The 19,714-nt window shown below is 39.1% G+C and carries 17 protein-coding genes and 1 tRNA gene; 17 read left to right on the top strand and 1 reads right to left on the bottom strand.

Annotated elements, in window-relative coordinates; all coding sequences use genetic code 11:
- Positions 1 to 4: 4 nt before the first annotated feature.
- The 12 genes from BLR60_RS10690 (at position 5) to BLR60_RS10745 (ending at position 10,458) form a co-directional block, all read left to right on the top strand.
- Complete coding sequence (locus BLR60_RS10690; protein ID WP_090499580.1) at positions 5 to 574, top strand: DUF4199 domain-containing protein; 570 nt, start codon at positions 5 to 7, stop codon at positions 572 to 574.
- 127 nt (positions 575 to 701) lie between these two features.
- Entirely contained in the window at positions 702 to 1,652 is a 951-nt protein-coding gene (locus tag BLR60_RS10695) for a glycosyltransferase family 2 protein (RefSeq protein ID WP_090499582.1), read from the top strand.
- Between the two features lie 81 nt (positions 1,653 to 1,733).
- The gene (locus tag BLR60_RS10700; protein ID WP_090499585.1) at positions 1,734 to 2,696 is read left to right on the top strand and encodes a glycosyltransferase family 2 protein; all 963 of its coding nucleotides are present in this window, start codon (positions 1,734 to 1,736) and stop codon (positions 2,694 to 2,696) included.
- Positions 2,697 to 2,698: 2 nt separating this feature from the next.
- Entirely contained in the window at positions 2,699 to 3,487 is a 789-nt protein-coding gene (locus BLR60_RS10705) for a hypothetical protein (RefSeq protein ID WP_090499587.1), read from the top strand.
- Between the two features lie 10 nt (positions 3,488 to 3,497).
- Positions 3,498 to 3,725, top strand: a complete 228-nt coding sequence (locus tag BLR60_RS10710; RefSeq protein WP_090499589.1) for a hypothetical protein — start codon at positions 3,498 to 3,500, stop codon at positions 3,723 to 3,725.
- Between the two features lie 2 nt (positions 3,726 to 3,727).
- Positions 3,728 to 4,330 (top strand): zeta toxin family protein, encoded by a 603-nt coding sequence (locus tag BLR60_RS10715; protein ID WP_090499591.1) that lies wholly within the window; start codon positions 3,728 to 3,730, stop codon positions 4,328 to 4,330.
- A gap of 6 nt (positions 4,331 to 4,336) precedes the next feature.
- Positions 4,337 to 5,836 (top strand): GH3 auxin-responsive promoter family protein, encoded by a 1,500-nt coding sequence (locus BLR60_RS10720; RefSeq protein ID WP_090499593.1) that lies wholly within the window; start codon positions 4,337 to 4,339, stop codon positions 5,834 to 5,836.
- A gap of 343 nt (positions 5,837 to 6,179) precedes the next feature.
- Positions 6,180 to 7,340, top strand: a complete 1,161-nt coding sequence (locus tag BLR60_RS10725) for a 1-deoxy-D-xylulose-5-phosphate reductoisomerase (RefSeq protein WP_090499595.1) — start codon at positions 6,180 to 6,182, stop codon at positions 7,338 to 7,340.
- 29 nt (positions 7,341 to 7,369) lie between these two features.
- Positions 7,370 to 8,758 carry an RIP metalloprotease RseP gene (gene rseP / locus BLR60_RS10730; protein ID WP_090499597.1) on the top strand — a complete coding sequence of 463 codons (1,389 nt, stop codon included), beginning with the start codon at positions 7,370 to 7,372 and terminating at the stop codon, positions 8,756 to 8,758.
- Positions 8,759 to 8,841: 83 nt separating this feature from the next.
- Positions 8,842 to 9,375 (top strand): iron-sulfur cluster co-chaperone HscB C-terminal domain-containing protein, encoded by a 534-nt coding sequence (locus tag BLR60_RS10735; RefSeq protein ID WP_090499599.1) that lies wholly within the window; start codon positions 8,842 to 8,844, stop codon positions 9,373 to 9,375.
- Positions 9,376 to 9,993: 618 nt separating this feature from the next.
- Complete coding sequence (locus BLR60_RS10740; RefSeq protein WP_090499601.1) at positions 9,994 to 10,287, top strand: DUF3817 domain-containing protein; 294 nt, start codon at positions 9,994 to 9,996, stop codon at positions 10,285 to 10,287.
- Positions 10,288 to 10,375: 88 nt separating this feature from the next.
- Positions 10,376 to 10,458, top strand: a tRNA-Leu gene (locus BLR60_RS10745).
- 528 nt (positions 10,459 to 10,986) lie between these two features.
- On the opposite strand, the gene BLR60_RS25440 is transcribed toward BLR60_RS10745, so the two are convergent.
- The gene (locus BLR60_RS25440; protein ID WP_090499603.1) at positions 10,987 to 11,109 is read right to left on the bottom strand and encodes a recombinase zinc beta ribbon domain-containing protein; all 123 of its coding nucleotides are present in this window, start codon (positions 11,107 to 11,109) and stop codon (positions 10,987 to 10,989) included.
- Between the two features lie 155 nt (positions 11,110 to 11,264).
- Here BLR60_RS25440 and BLR60_RS10755 point away from each other — a divergent pair, with 155 nt between their 5' ends.
- The 5 genes from BLR60_RS10755 (at position 11,265) to BLR60_RS10775 (ending at position 19,713) form a co-directional block, all read left to right on the top strand.
- The gene (locus tag BLR60_RS10755; protein ID WP_090499605.1) at positions 11,265 to 11,861 is read left to right on the top strand and encodes an RNA polymerase sigma factor; all 597 of its coding nucleotides are present in this window, start codon (positions 11,265 to 11,267) and stop codon (positions 11,859 to 11,861) included.
- Positions 11,862 to 11,959: 98 nt separating this feature from the next.
- The gene (locus BLR60_RS10760) at positions 11,960 to 13,108 is read left to right on the top strand and encodes a FecR family protein (RefSeq protein WP_090499607.1); all 1,149 of its coding nucleotides are present in this window, start codon (positions 11,960 to 11,962) and stop codon (positions 13,106 to 13,108) included.
- A gap of 266 nt (positions 13,109 to 13,374) precedes the next feature.
- Positions 13,375 to 17,091, top strand: coding sequence for a SusC/RagA family TonB-linked outer membrane protein (locus tag BLR60_RS10765; RefSeq protein ID WP_090499608.1), 3,717 nt, complete (start codon positions 13,375 to 13,377; stop codon positions 17,089 to 17,091).
- A gap of 4 nt (positions 17,092 to 17,095) precedes the next feature.
- Positions 17,096 to 18,541 (top strand): RagB/SusD family nutrient uptake outer membrane protein, encoded by a 1,446-nt coding sequence (locus BLR60_RS10770; RefSeq protein WP_090499610.1) that lies wholly within the window; start codon positions 17,096 to 17,098, stop codon positions 18,539 to 18,541.
- 29 nt (positions 18,542 to 18,570) lie between these two features.
- Positions 18,571 to 19,713, top strand: a complete 1,143-nt coding sequence (locus BLR60_RS10775; protein ID WP_090499612.1) for a TlpA disulfide reductase family protein — start codon at positions 18,571 to 18,573, stop codon at positions 19,711 to 19,713.
- Position 19,714: the final 1 nt, after the last annotated feature.

Raw genomic sequence — 19,714 nt, forward strand, 5'->3', positions numbered from 1 at the left:
AAAAATGGACAAGAGTGCTCTTATTACCAAACTTGCTTTGAAAAATGGATTGATGCTGGCTGCGGTTTCAATCATTTTATCTTTAACCTTACATTTTATCGATCCCGTATTAATTTACACCAGTTTTGTGGCGCAAATATTAATATTTGTTTTGTTTATTGCCTTGTTGGTTGTAGTAGGAATTAACATTCGTAAAGAAATTGGTGGTTTTTGGACATTTGGTGAAGCTTTCAAAGCTTTTTTAATCGTTTCATTAATTTTGGCATTAACGGCTACACTTTACAACGTAGTATTAATGAAATTTATTGATCCTGATCTTCCGGCGAAGGCTGCAGATGCTATTGAAACTGCACAAAGAGCAATGATGGAGAAATTTGGAATGGCCAGCGAACAAATTGATGAAGCGATGGCTAAAGCAGGTAATATGCAGGAAAAACTTGAGCCGACTTTTAAAAATATATTTACCAGTTTTGGTGTTTCACTTGCGTTGTATGGCGTACTTTCGCTAATACTGGCTGCTATTTTAAAAAGAAAATCACCAGTTACATTAAACTCGTTTCCAAAAGAAGACTAATTTCTTCTGTAAAATTTTTAACGTGCAGGTTTTATCATTTAATTTGATGAAATTTGCACGTTTTAATTTTGTAAAGGATTTGGTTGGGAAAATCTCAAATCTCAAATCTCAAGTCTCAAATCACTAAATGGATATATCAGTTGTAGTACCCTTATTTAATGAAGATGAATCCCTGCCGGAATTAACGGCCTGGATTGATAAAGTGATGAACGAAAATAATTTCAGCTATGAGATTATTTTGGTTGATGATGGTAGCACCGATAGATCCTGGGCGGTAATTGAAGAATTAAGGCTTCAAAACTCTGCTATAAAAGGCATCAAATTTAGGCGTAACTACGGCAAATCAGCAGCTTTGAACGTGGGTTTCGAGGCTACGCAGGGCAATGTGGTCATTACCATGGATGCCGATCTTCAGGATAGCCCTGATGAAATTCCGGAATTATACCGCCGCATTAAAGAAGAAAAGTTAGACCTCATTTCGGGCTGGAAGAAAAAACGTTACGATCCGATTACCAAAACCATACCGACTAAACTCTTCAACGCTGCTACACGTAAAATGAGTGGTATCGAACTGAACGATTTTAACTGTGGTTTAAAGGCTTACCGGAGCGATGTAATTAAAACCATAGAGGTATATGGCGAAATGCACCGCTACATCCCGGTAATTGCCAAATGGGCCGGATTTAGCAAAATAGCCGAGCAGGTGGTTGAGCACCGTGCACGTAAATATGGCACAACCAAATTTGGTTTCAGCAGGTTTATCAATGGCTTTTTAGATTTACTCTCGATTTTCTTTGTGGGTAAATTTGGTAAACGCCCGATGCACTTTTTTGGCTCGCTGGGTGTTTTAAGTTTTCTTATTGGTACTTTTATGGCGCTATGGATGATCGGTGAAAAACTCTATCACCTTGCTGCTCACGTTCCTTACAAGAGAGAAATTACTGACCAACCGTTATTTTATATTGCATTGGTTGCTATTATAGTAGGCTCTCAAATGTTCTTAACAGGTTTTGTCGCCGAATTGGTAACCCGCAATGCGCCAGAAAGAAATCAATATTTGATAGAAAAGAAGGTATAAGGCGAAAGATCTAAGGCGTAAGGTTTTATTATACGCCCTAAACCCTAAACCGTTAAACCCTCAACCTTCAACCTCCAAAGCATGTTTTTCTCCATCATTATTCCCCTTTACAATCGTCCACAGGAAATTGACGAACTGTTAAACACCTTAACCAAACAGACTTATTTACAGTTTGAAGTGTTGGTGATTGAAGATGGTTCGAAAAACGATGCAAAGGCAATTGTGGCTTCTTATGCAGATAAACTGGATGTTAAATATTATTTCAAGGAAAATGCCGGACAAGGTTTCGCCCGTAACTTTGGTTTTGAAAGGGCCAAAGGTGATTATTTCGTTATCTTTGATTCAGACATTCTCGTTCCGGCTAATTACTTAGAGATTGTTAAAAACTATCTGTATGAGCACCATTTAGATGCTTATGGTGGTCCAGATGCGGCACATGATAGTTTTACGCCTGTGCAAAAAGCAATCAGCTATGCCATGACTTCACCTTTCACCACCGGCGGCATCCGTGGAAACAAACAACATGTGGGGCAGTTCCATCCGCGCAGCTTTAACATGGGCGTTTCACGCCAGGCCTGGGAAAAGGTTGGTGGCTTTATTTTAACCCGTTTGGGCGAAGATATTGAATACAGCATCCGCATCCATGAAAATGGTTTTAAAATCGGGCTAATTCCAGATGCAAAGGTTTACCATAAACGTAGAACGAGTTTCAGCCAGTTTTATAAACAACTGCACTTTTTTGGCAGGGCCAGAATCAATATTTATAAACACTTTCCTAAAGAATTAAAACCTGTCCACTTTTTTCCTGCCTTGTTTACTTTGGGTTTTGGTTTCACTATTTTATGTAACTTTATCTATCCTCCATTGGCATATGTTTGTAACTTCTTCTTATTGATTTACTTTATGTTGATATTTTTTCATTCATGGTCTGTAAATAAATCGTTAAAAGTTGCATTTTTGAGCATTATATCTTCGTTTATCCAATTAACTGCTTATGGTTTAGGATTTATACAGGATTTATTTAAACGTGTGGTATTCAAATAACAATGATCAATTATTTAAAAGAAAGTACTTTTGCCGTTAACGATGTCATACAAAAAGCATGGGGCATTACCAGAAAACACTATTTCTCGATTGCTACATTATGTTTTCTGATGTTTATCACTGCTAGCGCATCAAGTTTGATGGCCTTCTTTATTAAGGATGTGAGCAAGGCTTTAAGCGTGATCATGGTGATTATTTTCGTGTTGCTTTATTTCACCATAAATCTTTCGCTGTTTAAGTATATCTTCCATTTAATGGACGATGAAGAAAATGATGTCAAGATTGTTGATACACTTCCAACCAGACAACAGATTATCAGGTTTCTGGTTGCTACCCTTTATTTTGTAGGTTGTATTTTAGGTGTTTATCTGGTCGTAATTTTGGTTGCTTTTCCTTTTATTTACACCGGAATTAATTTATCGATTGTTAAAAATGTCGCCATTTCTGTGGGCATTATTGCCATTTTTATCACCTGGTTAAGGATTTCATTTTTTCCATTTTTTATTATCGATAAAGGTGCTACGCCATTTGATTCGATTAAATTGAGTTTGGCCACTACCAAAGGAAACTTCACTAAGATATTACTGTTATTGGTTGTTTTAGGTGGAGGATATCTAATTTACCTATTATTAAACTATTTGCAATGGCCTTTAATTGCCTTTATTGTGAATATTTTAAGTTCATTTATTATTGTTCCACTTTCTAGTGTGGCTTTAACGGTTGCATATCGCAAAATCTCAAGCGAATATAAAGGCGATCAGCATCCTGATATTTTACATAATATAGTTTAAACTGAGAGATATGCTAATAGATAAAATACTAAGTAATCTAAACAATTTTGCCGATTTAGGTAGGCAAAAAGCATTTGAGCTTGGTAATCCATATTATTATCAAGCGGCGAATGACAGTGAATACTGGAGAAAGGAAATGCCTACAGGAGAAACTTTTTTAGTGCTTTTCGAAGTTAAATACGATCAGGATGGGCATCCAATAAAAATCGTAGATACTTTTCAGGAAAGGATTTCTTAAATATGCCCCAACCTGAATTTTTTGTAATTACCGGTCCGAATGCAGCTGGAAAATCTAGTTTCATAAGATCTAGGTTGAATGATTTCGCAGGATTTGAGGTAATTATGACCGATGTCTATAAAGATAGAACTAAAAGTGTATTCGATCAGGCAATCATTGAACGTAAAAATATCGTATTCGAAACTGTTTTTAATAATTCTTCATTCAAAACTTTTATAGAGATAGCAAAAAAGGCCGGTTACAAAACAAACTTAATTGTATTGTTTTTAGATAGTCCAAAGCAGTCTCCTAATAGGGTTGTCACCAGATTCTTAGAACAAGACGGATTAGAAATTTCAAAGGTCAATGTTGAAATCAATTTTAATGAGAACTTTAAAAATGTAGCTTTTTATCATTTTTATTTTGATAGAGTTGATTTTATATATACCGGGATTAAAGGCGAAAATCAAAATGTGATGACACTGGTAGGCTTAGATGTTCAATCTTACCAATCCAATTTCTATAGATTTATCGAAGCATTTGCTAAATTTTCATTTAAAAATGATAAATTAAGTGAAGAAGCATATCAGATTATTATTAAAAACGACAACTTTAAGATTAAGTAAATAAAAATGGGATTAAAAGCAGCGTTAAGTAAACCCTTTGCGGCATTTGCAGTCTGGCAGATCAGCAAATGGAAATATAATGCCGTTGATGCTCAAAATAAAATATTAAGGCGGCTCGTTAAAGCGGCTGAAAATACGGCGTTTGGGAAAGATCATCATTTTGTTGATATCAAAACTTATGCTGATTTTAAAAAATATGTCCCGGTTCAGGATTATGAAGGATTAAAGACCTATGTAGACCGGGTGGTAGCCGGTGAAGCCGATGTGCTTTGGAAAGGCAAGCCACTTTATTTTGCCAAAACATCAGGTACTACGTCAGGTGTAAAATATATTCCGCTTTCTAAAGAATCGATGCCTGAGCATATCAAAGCTGCCCGGAATGCCATTTTAACCTATATCAATGAGACCGGGAAGGCTGATTTTGTAAACGGAAAGATGATCTTTTTGCAAGGAAGTCCGGTGTTGAGCGTGAAAAATGGAATCAATGTGGGCCGTTTATCAGGTATTGTAGCGCACCATGTACCTGCATATCTGCAAAAAAACCGGTTACCTTCTTATGAAACCAATATCATTGAAGATTGGGAACAAAAGGTAGATGCCATTGTAGAGGAAACCATCAATGAAAACATGACCCTGATTTCTGGTATTCCACCCTGGGTACAGATGTATTTCGATAAGCTTTCAGAAAAATCGGGAGGAAAGAAAATTTCTGAAATATTCAGGAATTTTAGTCTCTTTATTTACGGTGGAGTGAATTTTGAGCCTTACCGGGCAAAAATTGAGCAGAGTATCGGTAGAAAAGTTGATGCCATCGAAACCTATCCCGCCTCAGAGGGATTTATCGCTTATCAGGATTCGCAAAAAGATAAAGGTTTATTGTTATTGGCTGATGCAGGTATTTTCTACGAATTTGTACCAGCAGATGAATATTATAATGATCAGGCAACAAGGTTATCGCTTGCAGAGATTGAGCTGGATACCAACTACGCCCTAATTTTAAATACGAATGCCGGTTTGTGGGGTTATAGTATTGGTGATACCGTTAAGTTTGTTTCAAAAAATCCATATAAAATCGTAGTTACCGGGCGGATTAAACATTTTATTTCTGCTTTTGGCGAGCATGTAATAGGGGAAGAGGTGGAACAGGCCATTTTGAGTGTGGCCAATGATGAGCAGGTAGAAATTACAGAATTTACCGTAGCGCCACAGGTTAATCCCGAAGAAGGTCAACTGCCTTATCACGAATGGTTTGTGGAGTTTTCATCTCCACCGAAAAATCTGACCAATTTTAGTAAAAAGGTGGATGAGGCTTTGCAAAAGAAAAATATTTATTACTTTGACCTGATTGAAGGAAATATCTTGCAGCCGTTGATTATACGTACTTTGCAAAAAGATGCCTTTGTAAATTATATGAAAAGTGAAGGGAAACTAGGTGGACAGAATAAAGTGCCGCGATTGAGTAATGATAGGAAACTGGTGGATGGGTTGGAGAAATATATTGTTTAACAACGAGTAGTCATTTCGGGCGAAGTGTAACGCAGTCGAGAAATCTATCTAGATAGATCTCAACTGCCTCGATTCGTGTCCTCACGAAACGAAATGCGAATAGTGGTTCGTGAGGACACGAACCATGGCAGCAGTAAAGGACTTTTATTGATTAAAGATTTGCTTCGCAGAGCCTCCGGGTTCTTCACTGCGTTCAGAATGACAGAAATAGAAGTTCAATAAAATAAATAAATACCGCATCGGTTCGTGTCCTCACGAAACGAAACTAGAATGGTTCGTGAGGACACAAACCATGGCGCGATAAATAAAGCTTAATTAATTAAGCAAACGATATTAAAAAGATTTGAAAAGAATAACCATATTAGGTTCAACAGGGAGCATAGGTACACAAGCACTTGAAGTGGTCAGGGATCATCCTGGAGTTTTTAAAGTAGCTGTGTTATCAGCACTGAAGAATTCTGCATTACTCATTCAGCAAGCGAAGGAATTTAAGCCTGCGATTGTTGTAATTTGTGATGAAAGCAAATATAACGAAGTTAAAGAGGCTTTGTTTGGCCTTGATATAAAAGTTTTGGCTGGCGAAACTGCTTTAGCTGAAGTTGCAGCTTATCCGGATAGCGATGTGGTGCTTACTGCATTAATGGGTTCGGTAGGATTAAAACCAACCATTGCAGCCATAAAAGCAGGGAAAAACATTGCTTTAGCCAATAAAGAAACCCTGGTGGTTGCAGGCGAACTGATTACGCAACTGGCGGCTGAACATCAGGTTAAAATTTTACCGGTTGATTCTGAACACTCGGCCATATTTCAATGTCTGGTTGGCGAGGAGCAAAATGAGATCGAGAAAATTTATTTAACGGCTTCCGGCGGACCATTCTTAGGTAAAACAAAAGATTTCCTCTCAAACGTAAAAAAAGAACAGGCTCTAAAACATCCCAACTGGGTAATGGGTGCAAAAATTACGATCGATTCGGCATCGTTAATGAATAAAGGTTTGGAAGTAATCGAGGCAAAATGGCTATTTAACCTCGATGTTGATCAGATTGATGTAATTGTCCACCCTCAATCAATCATTCACTCCATCGTTCAGTTTACCGATGGTTCTATGAAAGCACAGATGGGTGTTCCTGACATGAAATTGCCTATCCAGTACGCATTAAATTATCCCGATAGGCTAAAAAACAATTTTAAGCGTTTTAACTTCTTAGATTATCCGAGTTTCAGCTTTGAAAAGGCAGATCTGACAACATTCAGAAATCTAGACCTGGCATTCACTTCCTTAAGAAAGGGCGGGAATATGCCCTGTATTTTAAATGCGGCAAATGAAATTGTGGTTGCGGCATTTTTGGAAGATAAAATTGGTTTCCTGCAAATGAGCGAGGTGATCGAACAGTGTATGGAAGAAATCGGTTTTGTTGAAAAACCACAATTGAACGATTTTTTAGAAACTGACAAACATAGCCGTATCTTAGCCGGCAGATTAGTAACAAAAAGTAAAGTTTAACATCTAACATAAAAATTTTATAAGCGAATATGAATGGATTGATTATGGCGGGGCAACTGCTGCTCGGATTGTCTTTATTGGTAATATTACACGAATTAGGACATTTCTTGGCAGCCAGAGCATTTGGTATTAAAGTAGAAAAGTTTTATTTATTTTTTGATGCATGGGGTTTCAAACTTTTCAGTTTCAAAAAAGGTGATGTTGAATATGGGGTGGGATGGTTGCCACTTGGCGGTTATGTGAAAATTGCAGGGATGATTGATGAGAGTATGGATACCGAGCAAATGGCACAGCCTGCGCAACCTTGGGAATTCCGTTCTAAACCAGCCTGGCAACGTCTAATCGTCATGCTCGGGGGGATTATCGTAAACGTAATTGTAGGTATTTTCATCTTCTGGATGTTAACCTTCAACATTGGGCAAAATTATACCGTTAACAGTAAACTGAACGATGGTATTTCTGTAGGTACAATTGGTAAGGAAATAGGACTGAAAAACGGAGACAAGATTTTGGCCATCAATGGCAATAAACTGATCCGTTTTGAAGATGCGATATCAAGCAAAGTATTGTTTGATGGTGCGCAATTGACTATTTTAAGAGAAAATAAAACCCTTTATATTTCTGTTCCCGATACCATTCTAAATAAAATATCGAAAAACGATAAGGAAAATTTTATCTCTCCACGATACATCATGGAGCGTGTGGAAAAGGTAAGTGCGCCCGATGAAAAAGCAGATAAACCATCATTTTTTGATAATCTATTTGGTAGAAAATTTGAGAAACCAGTATATCCGGCTTATTCAGCTGGTATTAAACCAGGTGATAGTATTTTATCAGTTAATGGAAAACCAATCACTTTTTTCGATCAGTTTAAGGAAGAGGTTTCTACAAATAAGTTAAAACCCATTACTGTTAAAGCATTACGCAAGGGAAAAGAGGTAACGTTCGATCTTAAAGTAAGTAAAGACGGTACAATTGGAATTATTCCTAACCTGAAAATGCCTGAAACTGCACATGTAGATTTTGGCTTTATAGAATCGTTTCCTGTAGGCGCTAACATGGCCTGGAGTACTTTTGTAGATAATGCTAAAGGTATTGGAAAAATGATTACCGGTAAATTAAGTGCGCGTAACATCAGCAGTCCGATTGGTATTGCAAAAGTATATGGCAGCACTTTCGACTGGGTTAAATTCTGGACATTGACGGGATTGATCTCGATGGCTTTGGCTTTTATGAATTTATTGCCTATCCCTGGTTTAGATGGTGGCCATGTTGTATTTCTTTTAATTGAAATGATCCAACGCAAACCTGTAAGCGAAAAAGTACTGGAAAAGGCACAGATTGTAGGTTTTGTGATCCTGATCTGTTTAATGGTGTTTGCTTTTGGTAATGATATTTTAAAATCTTTCGGTAAGTAAAACCAAATTTATATTATTGCCGCAGATGCGCAGGTCTGATTAGTTGATCTGTACATCTGCGGCTTTTTAATTTAATATACATCATGAGTGTAGCAGCATCAGATACCAACTATTTCGATTTTTACGAATTACCGGTTCAATTTTATCCAGATCAAAATGCGGTAAAAGCAAAGTTTTACGCTTTAAGCAAACAGTTTCACCCCGATTTTTATGCCAATGAAAGCGCAGAGAAGCAGCAGGAAGTATTGGATCTATCTACATTGAACAATAAGGCTTACCAAACGTTGAGCAATGCTAAAAAACGCTTAAAATATGTATTGGAATTAAAAGGAATTGTAGAAGCTGATGAAGCTTATCAATTGCCGCAATCTTTTTTAATGGACATGATGGATATTAATGAAGCTTTAATGGACTTGGAATTTGAGCCTGATGTAGAAAAGAGCACGCAGGTAAAACTCGATGTTGAAGCGATAGAAAAGGATTTAACTAACGAATTACTTGATCTCACAAAGCAGTTCGACAGTAATCCAGAGGAGTCTGATGCGCTGTTGCCTGCTATAAAGGATAATTTTTATCGTCAGAAGTATATCGACCGAATCAGGGAGAAATTGGCTTAAGGGTAATGATTTAAAGTCAGGGGTCCTAGGTATGAGGTCCGAAGATATGTTGCAATACCTGAATGATAACTCAGCTTCCTTTGTGCTTTCACTCAGTGCGCTCTGTAGTAAAAAATGAGACTGGTTAGAAAGTCCGGGGTCTGAGGTCCGAAGATATGTTGCAATACCTGAATGATAACTCAGCTTCCTTTGTGCTTTCACTCAGTGCGCGCTGTAGTAAAAACTGAGACTGGTTAGAAAGTCCGGGATCCGAGGTCTGAGGTCCGAAGATATGTTGCAATACCTGAATGATAACTCAGCTTCCTTTGTGCTTTCACTCAGTGCGCTCTGTGGTAAAAAATGAGACTGGTTAGAAAGTCAGGGGGGCGAGGTCTGAGGTCCGAAGATATGTCGCAATACCCGAATGACGACGCTGTGTCCTTTGTGTCTTTACTTCTGCAGCCTCTGTAGTTGATGCAGAAAGATACTTAACAGATTTCGAATTGCTACTGTTGAAATCTTAACCTCTAAAACCCTAACCTTTCACCTCTATCATGTAAAACACTCTATTGTAAAATCATTTTTTAGTTTTTGTGAGGCAAAAGCTTTGTTTTACTTTCGGATAAAACAATCAGATCAATGAACAGTTCCCTTTCTATTTTTCGTAAAGTGGCCGTAGCAGAAGGAATATCTTACCTGCTTTTATTATTTGTAGCCATGCCGCTAAAATACTTTGTCAACCTTCCTTTATATGTAAAATATACAGGATGGGCGCATGGCTTGTTATTTGTATTATATGCTGCTACCTTAGTTCTAGCCTGGCAAGAGCAGAAATGGAAGTTTGGTAAAGCTGTTTTGATCTTTTTAGCATCACTTTTACCATTTATGCCCTTTGTAGTTGATCGAAAATTAAAAGACGAGAGGCCAAAATAATTGTTTTTCAGTTAGTTAAAATTAATTGAAAATAATTTTGTGATTTAGGCTTTCGTTATCTACATTTGCAACCCCGTCCAACACGAATGCCCAGCTGGCGGAATTGGTAGACGCGCTGGTCTCAAACACCTGTGGGAAACCGTGCCGGTTCGACTCCGGCGCTGGGTACCAAGCCGGAGTTAGTTCTAACTTCGGCTTTTTTATGTGATAATCAGTTGTTAATCTGGTAGATAAGTTGCGCAGCAAGATTGGCCTTACTGGTTCGACCTTTATTTCTGAAATAGTCCATTTTTCGGGAAAGATCGAACCGATAATATAACGTTTTGCTTCAATATCGCCGTTTGAATACAATTCAGCGAGCTTTTTGAACCTTTTTAAAGCTTCATCAACTATATTGCTTACCTCTGTTTTTGCATTGGCTTGATCTTTTAATCCTTTTAACTGTGCTTCAAGTCTTACAATCTTCTCTTCACACTTAGATTTCATGATTTTATAATCAGCCACATCAATATCATCAAATAATAACAAAGACCTGATTTTGGTCAGCATGTTATTCTGATCTACAATCTCGGCAACTAGTTGCTTTCTGTTTTCATCAAAATTCTTTTATTATCACCAAAGGTATCACAGACCATTTGTTTGTATAATTCTGCCATTCCTGGTTTCGGAACAAATTTTTGTAACTCACGAACGAAGTCTTTATACTCCATCAGCTTTAAACCTAGCTTTATATGGAGGCTTACAATGGTAGTAATAATAATATCCGGGCCTGCCTTTAGAAGCACTTCCAGTTAACGTGCGGCCACAATCTGGACAATACAAAAACCGTTAAATGGTGCAAAATATGAATAACACCTAGTATTACAAAAGAATTGGTTATCATTGGTGGCAGATTTTGTTTAACTTTAAACCACACTTATCCTGAAACCATCACCAAAGAATAAAAGCCAATCGAATTAAGCGTGGGTGTGAATGAAATGTATAATTACAGCGAACTTGTTGATGAAGAATTAATTCTTTTATTAAAGGAACGGGATAAACTCGCGTTTACTGAAGTTTACAGGCGAAACTGGCACATACTTTACCTGCATGCTTTTAAAATTTTGGGAAATGAGGATGAAGCAAAAGATTTGGTTCAGGACACTTTTTTCTCTATCTGGGCAAAAGCAAGTGATTTAGAAATCAAAACAAATTTAAATGGTTATCTCTTTGTTGCTGTCCGGAATAGAATTTTTAGTTTAATACGTAAGAAAAAGGCGAATCCTGATTTTGTCGACATTCTCATAACAGAATTAAATCAATTGGATAATGCAACAGTCGAACACATCGACGAACGGGAATTAATCCGGTTAATTGATCTGGAAATTGAGCAACTACCCAAAAAAATGAAAGAAGTATTCAACCTGAGCCGGAAAGAATTTCTGACAAATAAAGAAATCGCCATGAAGTTGAATATGAGTGAAGAAGCCGTAAAAAAGCAAATTCACAGGTCGATTAAGGTCTTAAAACTGAAGCTTGGAAATTACGCCGGAATCTCAATGGCGTTGATTTCAGTGATACACCACAGGATTTAGGAGAGCATAATTATTCGTTGTTAATTTTCTGTTAATTAATCTTTATTAAAAATGTCCCCCTGAGGTAAATGTTTGCGTCTTGTAATTAGAACCAGACTATGGAAAATTCCAAACAAGACCTAGACCACTTAATTGATAAATATCTTTCGGGAGAAGCGACTTACGAGGAAAGAAATTTATTGGAGCAATCCTATGGAAAAGCTTCGGCGAGAATGTCAGAAAAAGATATTTCTGATGCCCATGCTACCCGTATTCATGGTATTGGCATGAAAAGTTGGGAAGACTTGATGGAACAGATCGACGAGGCAGGTGCAAAACACTCAAATCTTTGGCCGCGTATTCTTACTGTTGCAGCATCTGTTGTCATTGTATTTTTAGCAATTTACTTTTTAAATCGTAATCGGGGAGTCGATGTAAAGGATACTAATGCGGTTGTGCATGATGTGGCTCCCGGAACGGTCGGTGCAACACTAACTTTGGCAAACGGTAAAAAAATCCAACTGGCGGGGGCTGCGAGCGGCAAGCTTGCCCAGGAGGCAGGTGTTACCATTACCAAATCTTCCAATGGCAGTCTGGTATATGAAATCAAAGATGGAACTTCCCCTTCCGGAACAAAAAATACTTTATCTACCGCAAATGGAGAAACCTACCAGGTTCGCTTACCAGATGGATCCATGGTTTATTTAAATGCAGCGTCAAGTTTGACTTACGCCACCTCTCTTATTGAAAATGGGCGTCGTGTGGTTACCCTTCATGGTGAAGGCTATTTTGAAATTCACAAGGATAAGAAGCATCCGTTTATTGTAAAAACAGAAAAACAGGAAGTAGAAGTTCTGGGAACTCATTTTAACATCAACAGTTATAGCGATGAAGCTGCGGTGTCGACAACTTTGCTCCAGGGATCGGTAAAAGTGAGGACTGGAAAAAAGGAACAAATGCTCAAGCCGGGTGAACAATCTGTAAACGATGGGAAGACCATCAAAGTTAACCAGATTGACGTGGACAGCAGCATCGATTGGAAAAATGGCGATTTCAACCTTGATGGGGTGGAATTTAAAATCGCCATGCGTAAAATCGCCAGGTGGTATAATGTGGAGGTAATTTATGAGGATGCTATTTCTGATAATGTTCGTTCGGGGGGCTGGGTTTCGAGAAAGAATTCGTTATCAGCAGTCCTCAAATCCATTGAAGCGTCGGGTCAGGTACATTTCATTATAAAAGGAAAGCAGATTTTTATCACAAAATAATTCAATTATCAATTACAATAGACCTTAAAATATAATAATTAACAATTCATTCACTAACGGATGACACGCAATCGGCACATTCGTTTTAAACCCAACAAACATGAATCTATTTTTACGACGGCAAAATTAAAGGAATAAGCAAACCAGAAGTATAGCTACTCCTGGTCTGTGTTTGGCACAATTTATTAAGAAATCAACTCCTAACAGCAGCATGCCGATAGTTTTCGACGACGAGAGGCAAACTGCTACAACCAAACTAAACGTAAATGTATCAAATTTCTACTAAAAAATTTGGTATACCTAAAAGGCTATACCGTAAAATTCTGTTAACTATGCGCTTAACCACCGTTATATTAATAGCAAGCTTAATGCAGGTCAGTGCCGCAACATTTGGCCAGCGCATTACTTTAAACAAAACTAATGCACCGCTTTCTGCTGTTCTTAAGGAAATCAGAAAACAAAGCGGATTCGACTTCTATTACGACTTCAATAAACTTTCCCAGAATCAAAAAGTCAGTGTTAATCTAAACAACGAAAGTTTGGACAATGCCCTGTCAGCAGTTCTAAAAGAACTAAATGTGGAGTATTCCATAGAGGGGAAAATCATCACATTAAAGGAAAAGAACAGAAAATCCGCAATCAGTGGTCTTGCTGATTATTTTTCCAGTATCACGGTTAGTGGGAAAGTGGTAGATGAAAGAGGAGTTCCTGTAATTGGCGTAACCATTTCTGCAGGTTTTCCAATTAAGCAGGGCAATTTTCATGATAATGACGACCCCATTCGTGATTTTAAGGGTGTAACGGTTGCAGCCTTAACTGACCCGGACGGAGAATTTTCAGTTAAACGCATAGATGAGGATGCCTACCTCATTTTTTCATACATGGGATATAAGACAAAGGTTGTCAAAGCAGCAGCAGATTTGGGCGTAATACGATTGGAACCTGACTCAAAAAACCTGGCCGAAGTTAATGTTACGGTAAGTACCGGTTATCAGACCATTTCAAAAGAGCGCAGTGCAGGGTCTTTTGCTAAGCCCGATATGGCTGTAGTAAGTGCCCGTACCGGTAGCATGAATATTTTGCAACGGCTGGATGGATTAGTGCCGGGTTTAACCGTAAACAATTCACCAGGCGCACGTCAGAGTCCATTTTTAATACGTGGTTTATCGACGATTGGTATTCCGGGCAATGCTAACCAGACCAATGATGCCTATGTTGGCACCAACCGTAACCCTTTGTTTGTAGTAGATGGTATTCCATTGAATGATGTATCAACGATTAATCCGCAAGATGTAGCTGATGTAACGGTATTAAAAGATGCAACTGCTGCTTCGATCTGGGGCGCAAGGGCATCCAATGGCGTAATTGTTATTACCACAAAAAAAGGCGTGAAAGGTGATCGCATACGGATAACTTACGATGCATTTTTCAACTTCCAGGGCAAGCCTGACCTGAATTATCTGCCTACGTTAAACAGCAGGCAGTTTATAGACGCCGCTACTCAATATTTTGATCCCGTGTTAAATCCCTGGGAATCGGTGACCGCATATGCACCATTGGGTACCGGAATTGCGCCACACGAAGTGATTTTATACAATAAATACCGTGGACTGATCTCTGCAGGTCAGGCCTCAGCGAGCTTGGATAGCCTTGCTAATATCGATAATCGCCAGCAAATTAAAGACCTATGGTACCGTAATGCTTCATTAATGAATCATACAGTTACCTTATCCGGCGGCAGTACCAATTATGCTTTTTATGGCTCTGCGGCTTATACCAACACCATGAGCAATCGCCCGGGTGAAGAAAACAATAGTTATAAAATAAATGTGCGCCAGGAATTTTCACTTGGCAAGCGTGTTCAGCTAAGCTTAATTACCGATTTGAACAATAACGTCAGTAGTGCCAAACGGACCATAGACATCAATAATAAATTTTACCCTTATCAGTTGTTTCAGGATGGCGCAGGCAGAAACATTTCCATGCCCTACGTGCAAGCGCTTAGCGAAGATGTGAGGACTGACTTTCAAAACAGGAGCCGCATTAACCTGGATTACAATCCGCTTGATGAATTCAATTATGGCACCACTAAAAACAACAGCTTTTTTAGCAGGAACATTTTGGGCCTTAATGTAAACCTGATTAAGGGTTTAAAATTTGAGGGTACTTACAGCTTTAACAAAGGCAACAGCAAATCTGAAATTTATGATGATGCAAGAAGCTATAGAGCAAGAAGTGAAGTTGTCCAGTTTACAGTTGCACCAACTGTAGATGATACACCGATTTATTATTTGCCAAATACAGGTGGTATATATTCAATAGGAAATACCAGTCAGCAGGACTGGACCATTAGAAACCAGTTGAATTACAGCAATAGCTGGAACCAGGATATGCATCAATTAAACGTTTTAATTGGGCAGGAAGCACAAGAACAGTTAACGATGACAAACGGCAGCAAGGTGAGGGGTTATAATGATAAACTGCTGACTTCCGTTCCAATTGATTATGCGACCCTTTCCAGGAGTGGTATTTCCGGAACTGTGATGCCAAACGATTATTTTGGTAGTATTTTGCCTAGTGACTATTTTACCCAGGGTGAATATCGAAGCAGGTTTTCATCCTATTATTCAAACATCGCTTATACCTATGACCGGAAATACTCGGTAAACGGAAGCTTACGTATGGATAAGAGTAACTTGTTTGGTCTGGATAGATCAGCACAGAATAAACCGGTTTGGAGTGTGGGCGGAAAATGGCTGGCAAGCGGTGAAAAGTTTATGGCTCCGGCCACCTGGTTAAACTCTTTAGCGGTCAGGGCAACCTATGGATTAACAGGGAACGCGCCTTCTCCCGGCACAGCTTCTTCGTATGATATTCTACAGGGCTATGAAAGCCCCTGGTTACCAGGCGGAACCGGATTGATCATTGCAACGGCATCCAATCCCAAACTAACCTGGGAGAGTACCAGGACAATCAACCTGGGTATGGATTTTGCGATTTTGAACAACCGGATCAGTGGTTCAATAGATGCTTATCAAAAGAAAACGAGCAATTTACTGGGTAACCTGCCCACGAATACATTTACGGGTTACACCAGTATTATCGGAAACCTTGGCGATTTACAGAACAAGGGTATAGAATTGAGCATCAACAGCTCAAACCTCAGAGGCCGTTTCAGCTGGTCTACTTCGTTTAATATTGCCTATAATAAAAATACCATTACCAATCTAAATGAACAATATCCTATTACGTCTGCGAACGATAGAGTAGCTCAGGATTATGTGGCTGGTTACCCTGCGTTTGCCATTTTCGCTTATCAGTATGCTGGTCTGGACAACATGGGGGATCCTCAAATCAGGCTAGCGGATGGAACGGTAACTAAAGCACCTTACGTTGGAAAACCGGAAGATGTAAAATTTATGGGTACTTACCAGCCCGTTTGGAACGGAGGCTTATCTAACGTATTCACTTATGGTGGTTTGAGTTTAAGTGCAAACATCGTGTACAGCCTTGGGCATGTGATGCGAAAAGACGTATCGGAGTCCTTTTCCGGGAGAATTACGCATGTAAATGAAGCGGGAACTGGGTTTGGGTTTAAAACCGGTAACCTGCTGGCCGACTTTGCCGATCGCTGGAGAAATCCAGGGGATGAAAAGTTTACCAACGTCCCTTCGTATGATGCCAATTCATCTGATGCTCAAAGTCGCAGAGACGTTACTTATTACAGCCGTGCAGACATTAATGTGGTGAGTGCATCTTATATTAAAATGCGCGACATTACGCTTTCCTACAGCCTGCCTTCCTTATGGATTAGAAAGCTGAAAGCCGATCAGGTTACTTTACGTGCGCAGGTTTCTAACCTGATGTTATGGAAAGCGAATAAAGACGGTATTGATCCGGAATTTCAGGAAGCGAGTTTAGCCTTCAGGAACCTGCGGATTAACCAAGGCTCCGTATCATTTGGTTTAAACGTAAAATTCTAAAAACATGAACAAGACATCTAAAAATATAAGAATAGCGGTTATTTTTGCCTTAACTACGACCGTTTTTTTATCCTGTAAAAAGTCCTTTCTGGAAGTAACTCCGAAAGGCAAGCTGATTGCACAAACGGTATCAGATTATAACTTGCTACTGAATAATGTGGATTTGGTCAATCAAATTTCTTCAAACGCACAAATAACCCTGGGCGATGAAATGGTTGCCATTGAACCTTATTTTAGCGGGCAAAGTTTAAGAACACAACGATTGTTCAGATGGGATGATGTAACCTACGAACCGAATGAAGATGCGGGCGAACTTTCTGCCCCGTTAAAAAACATTTACACCTATAATAAAATTATTACCGAATTGCCCAATGCCACAGATGGAACCGAACAGCAAAAATCGTCCATAAAGGCTGAAGCTATGGCAGGTAGGGCATGGACTTATTTTCTACTGATTAATTATTTTGGAAAACCTTACAATGCAAGCACTTCTGCTACCGATCCGGGTTTTCCGATTGTGACTGCACCAGATGTAACGCAGACCAAGTTTACAAGAGCAACGGTAAAAGAAGTCTATGATTTTATTATAAGCGACCTGGTTAGCGCCATTCCGAACCTGCCTCAAAAAGTAAGTTCCCGCGTCCGGATGTCGAGGCCGGCAGCTGAAGGAATACTTGGAAAAGTATACGTTTTTATGGGTAAATACAGTGATGCTTTACCCCATTTAAATGCATCAATACAAGGTTTGGCCAATGCATCCATCCCGGTAGGGCTTTATGATTATAACGTAACATTCGCACCGGGAGGACAATTTACGCCAATTGATGATTTCGGAGTTCCATATCCAAACCTGGATGGAATTCAGGAAAACATATATGGAAAACAGTGTTATAACGACCTGCCTTTTGGGAATGCGCTTGTAATCGATAAAAAAACCATCGATTTATACCAATCATCAGATTTTAGGCTGAATTTTTATTCATCAAATGCCGTCTTTGGTCCTGCGTACCCGGAGGGTTTTCTCAGAAGGACCAGCCCAAGCACGATTCAATTTGGGGTGGTTGTTCCGGATTTGTATCTTCTAAGTGCAGAATGTAAGGCACGTACCAACGATTTGTCTGGCGCAAAAACGGATTTGGAATACCTGCGTATCAGAAGATTGCCGTCAGACAGCTACGAGGTACCGGCTTCCATTGCCAATCAGCAGCTGCCCTTGTTGAAATATATCCTTGATGAACGCATCAGAGAATTTTCAGCCATGGGTTACCGATGGTTTGACATGAGGAGGCTTTCTGTCGATCCGCTCTTTAGTTCCAATACCTATACCCATACATTATACTCGGCAACAGGTACGGTTACTAATACATTTACCTTAAAGCCAAACCGTTTTGCGCTCCGTTTTCCTCAGAAAGTAATCAATGAAAATCCAGGTATGGAAAACAATCCTTAAAGTTAATCACTAATAATCCTAAAAAGACAATGTTAAAAATACTAGTTACCGCAGTAATTGGACTGTCCGCTTGTTCTGTAAACGCACAGACTGGCTTTTCCATCAGCGGAAAGATATCAGCAAAAAACGATGGACAGAAGGTGATGCTGGAATATCGCACCGCCGAAAGAGAAGTTACAGATTCAGCTGTGGTTAAAAACGGTACTTTTTCCTTTAAAGGGAAGGTAAATGCCGTTGTAAAGGCCTACTTGAATTTAAAACCAGCAGAAAAAAAAGGAATGGCCATAAATGATGATTTTTCTGCCAGAAATTATCAGACATTTTTCTTGGAAAACACCAAAATTAGCATTGTAGGTACACAAATCGCCAATGCCACCATTAAAGGCGGACCTGCACAAGCAGATTACCTGATTTTAAAATCCCGGTTAAAATCCCTGGAAGCGAAACAGATGGCCCTGAATGAACAAGTGATGGCCAGTTTCAGAAACAAAAAAGAAGGCGATACAAGTGAAGGTGCGCCAAATAAATTTGCACCGCAACTACAGCTATTATATAGTGAAATCGGAAAGGTACACAATGCCTTTATTCAGCAGCATCCCGATTCATACGTTAGTTTAGACTTGATTAATGAAAGAAACGAAGGCGCGGTTGAACTGGCAAAACTAAAAAGCGATTTGAAGCTTTTGAGCCCAAGAATGAAGAGTACGCCTACAGGCAGGAATTTATTGGCACGATTGGCCATGGCCGAAAAAACTGGTATTGGCCAGCAGGCGATGGATTTTACGCAGAATGATACAAAGGGACAGCCAGTAACCCTATCTGGATTAAGAGGGAAGTATGTTCTGGTCGATTTTTGGGCCAGCTGGTGTGCACCTTGCCGGGAAGAAAACCCATCTGTATTAAAGGCTTACAATAAATTTAAAGACCGGAATTTTGAGATCATCTCCGTTTCACTCGATGATAAAAAAGAGCCCTGGTTAAAAGCGATTGAAGCAGATGGATTGCCATGGATTCAGGTAAGCGATTTAAAAGGCTGGAAAAATGCAGTAGCCAGATTGTATGGGGTGACATCAGTTCCTCAAAATCTTCTTTTAGATCCGAGTGGAAAGATTGTAGCTAAGAACCTCCGGGGTGAAGAGCTAAACGCAGAACTAGTTAAAATTTTTAATTAAC

The sequence above is a fragment of the Pedobacter terrae genome (genome assembly GCF_900100705.1).
Lineage (GTDB): Bacteria > Bacteroidota > Bacteroidia > Sphingobacteriales > Sphingobacteriaceae > Pedobacter > Pedobacter terrae.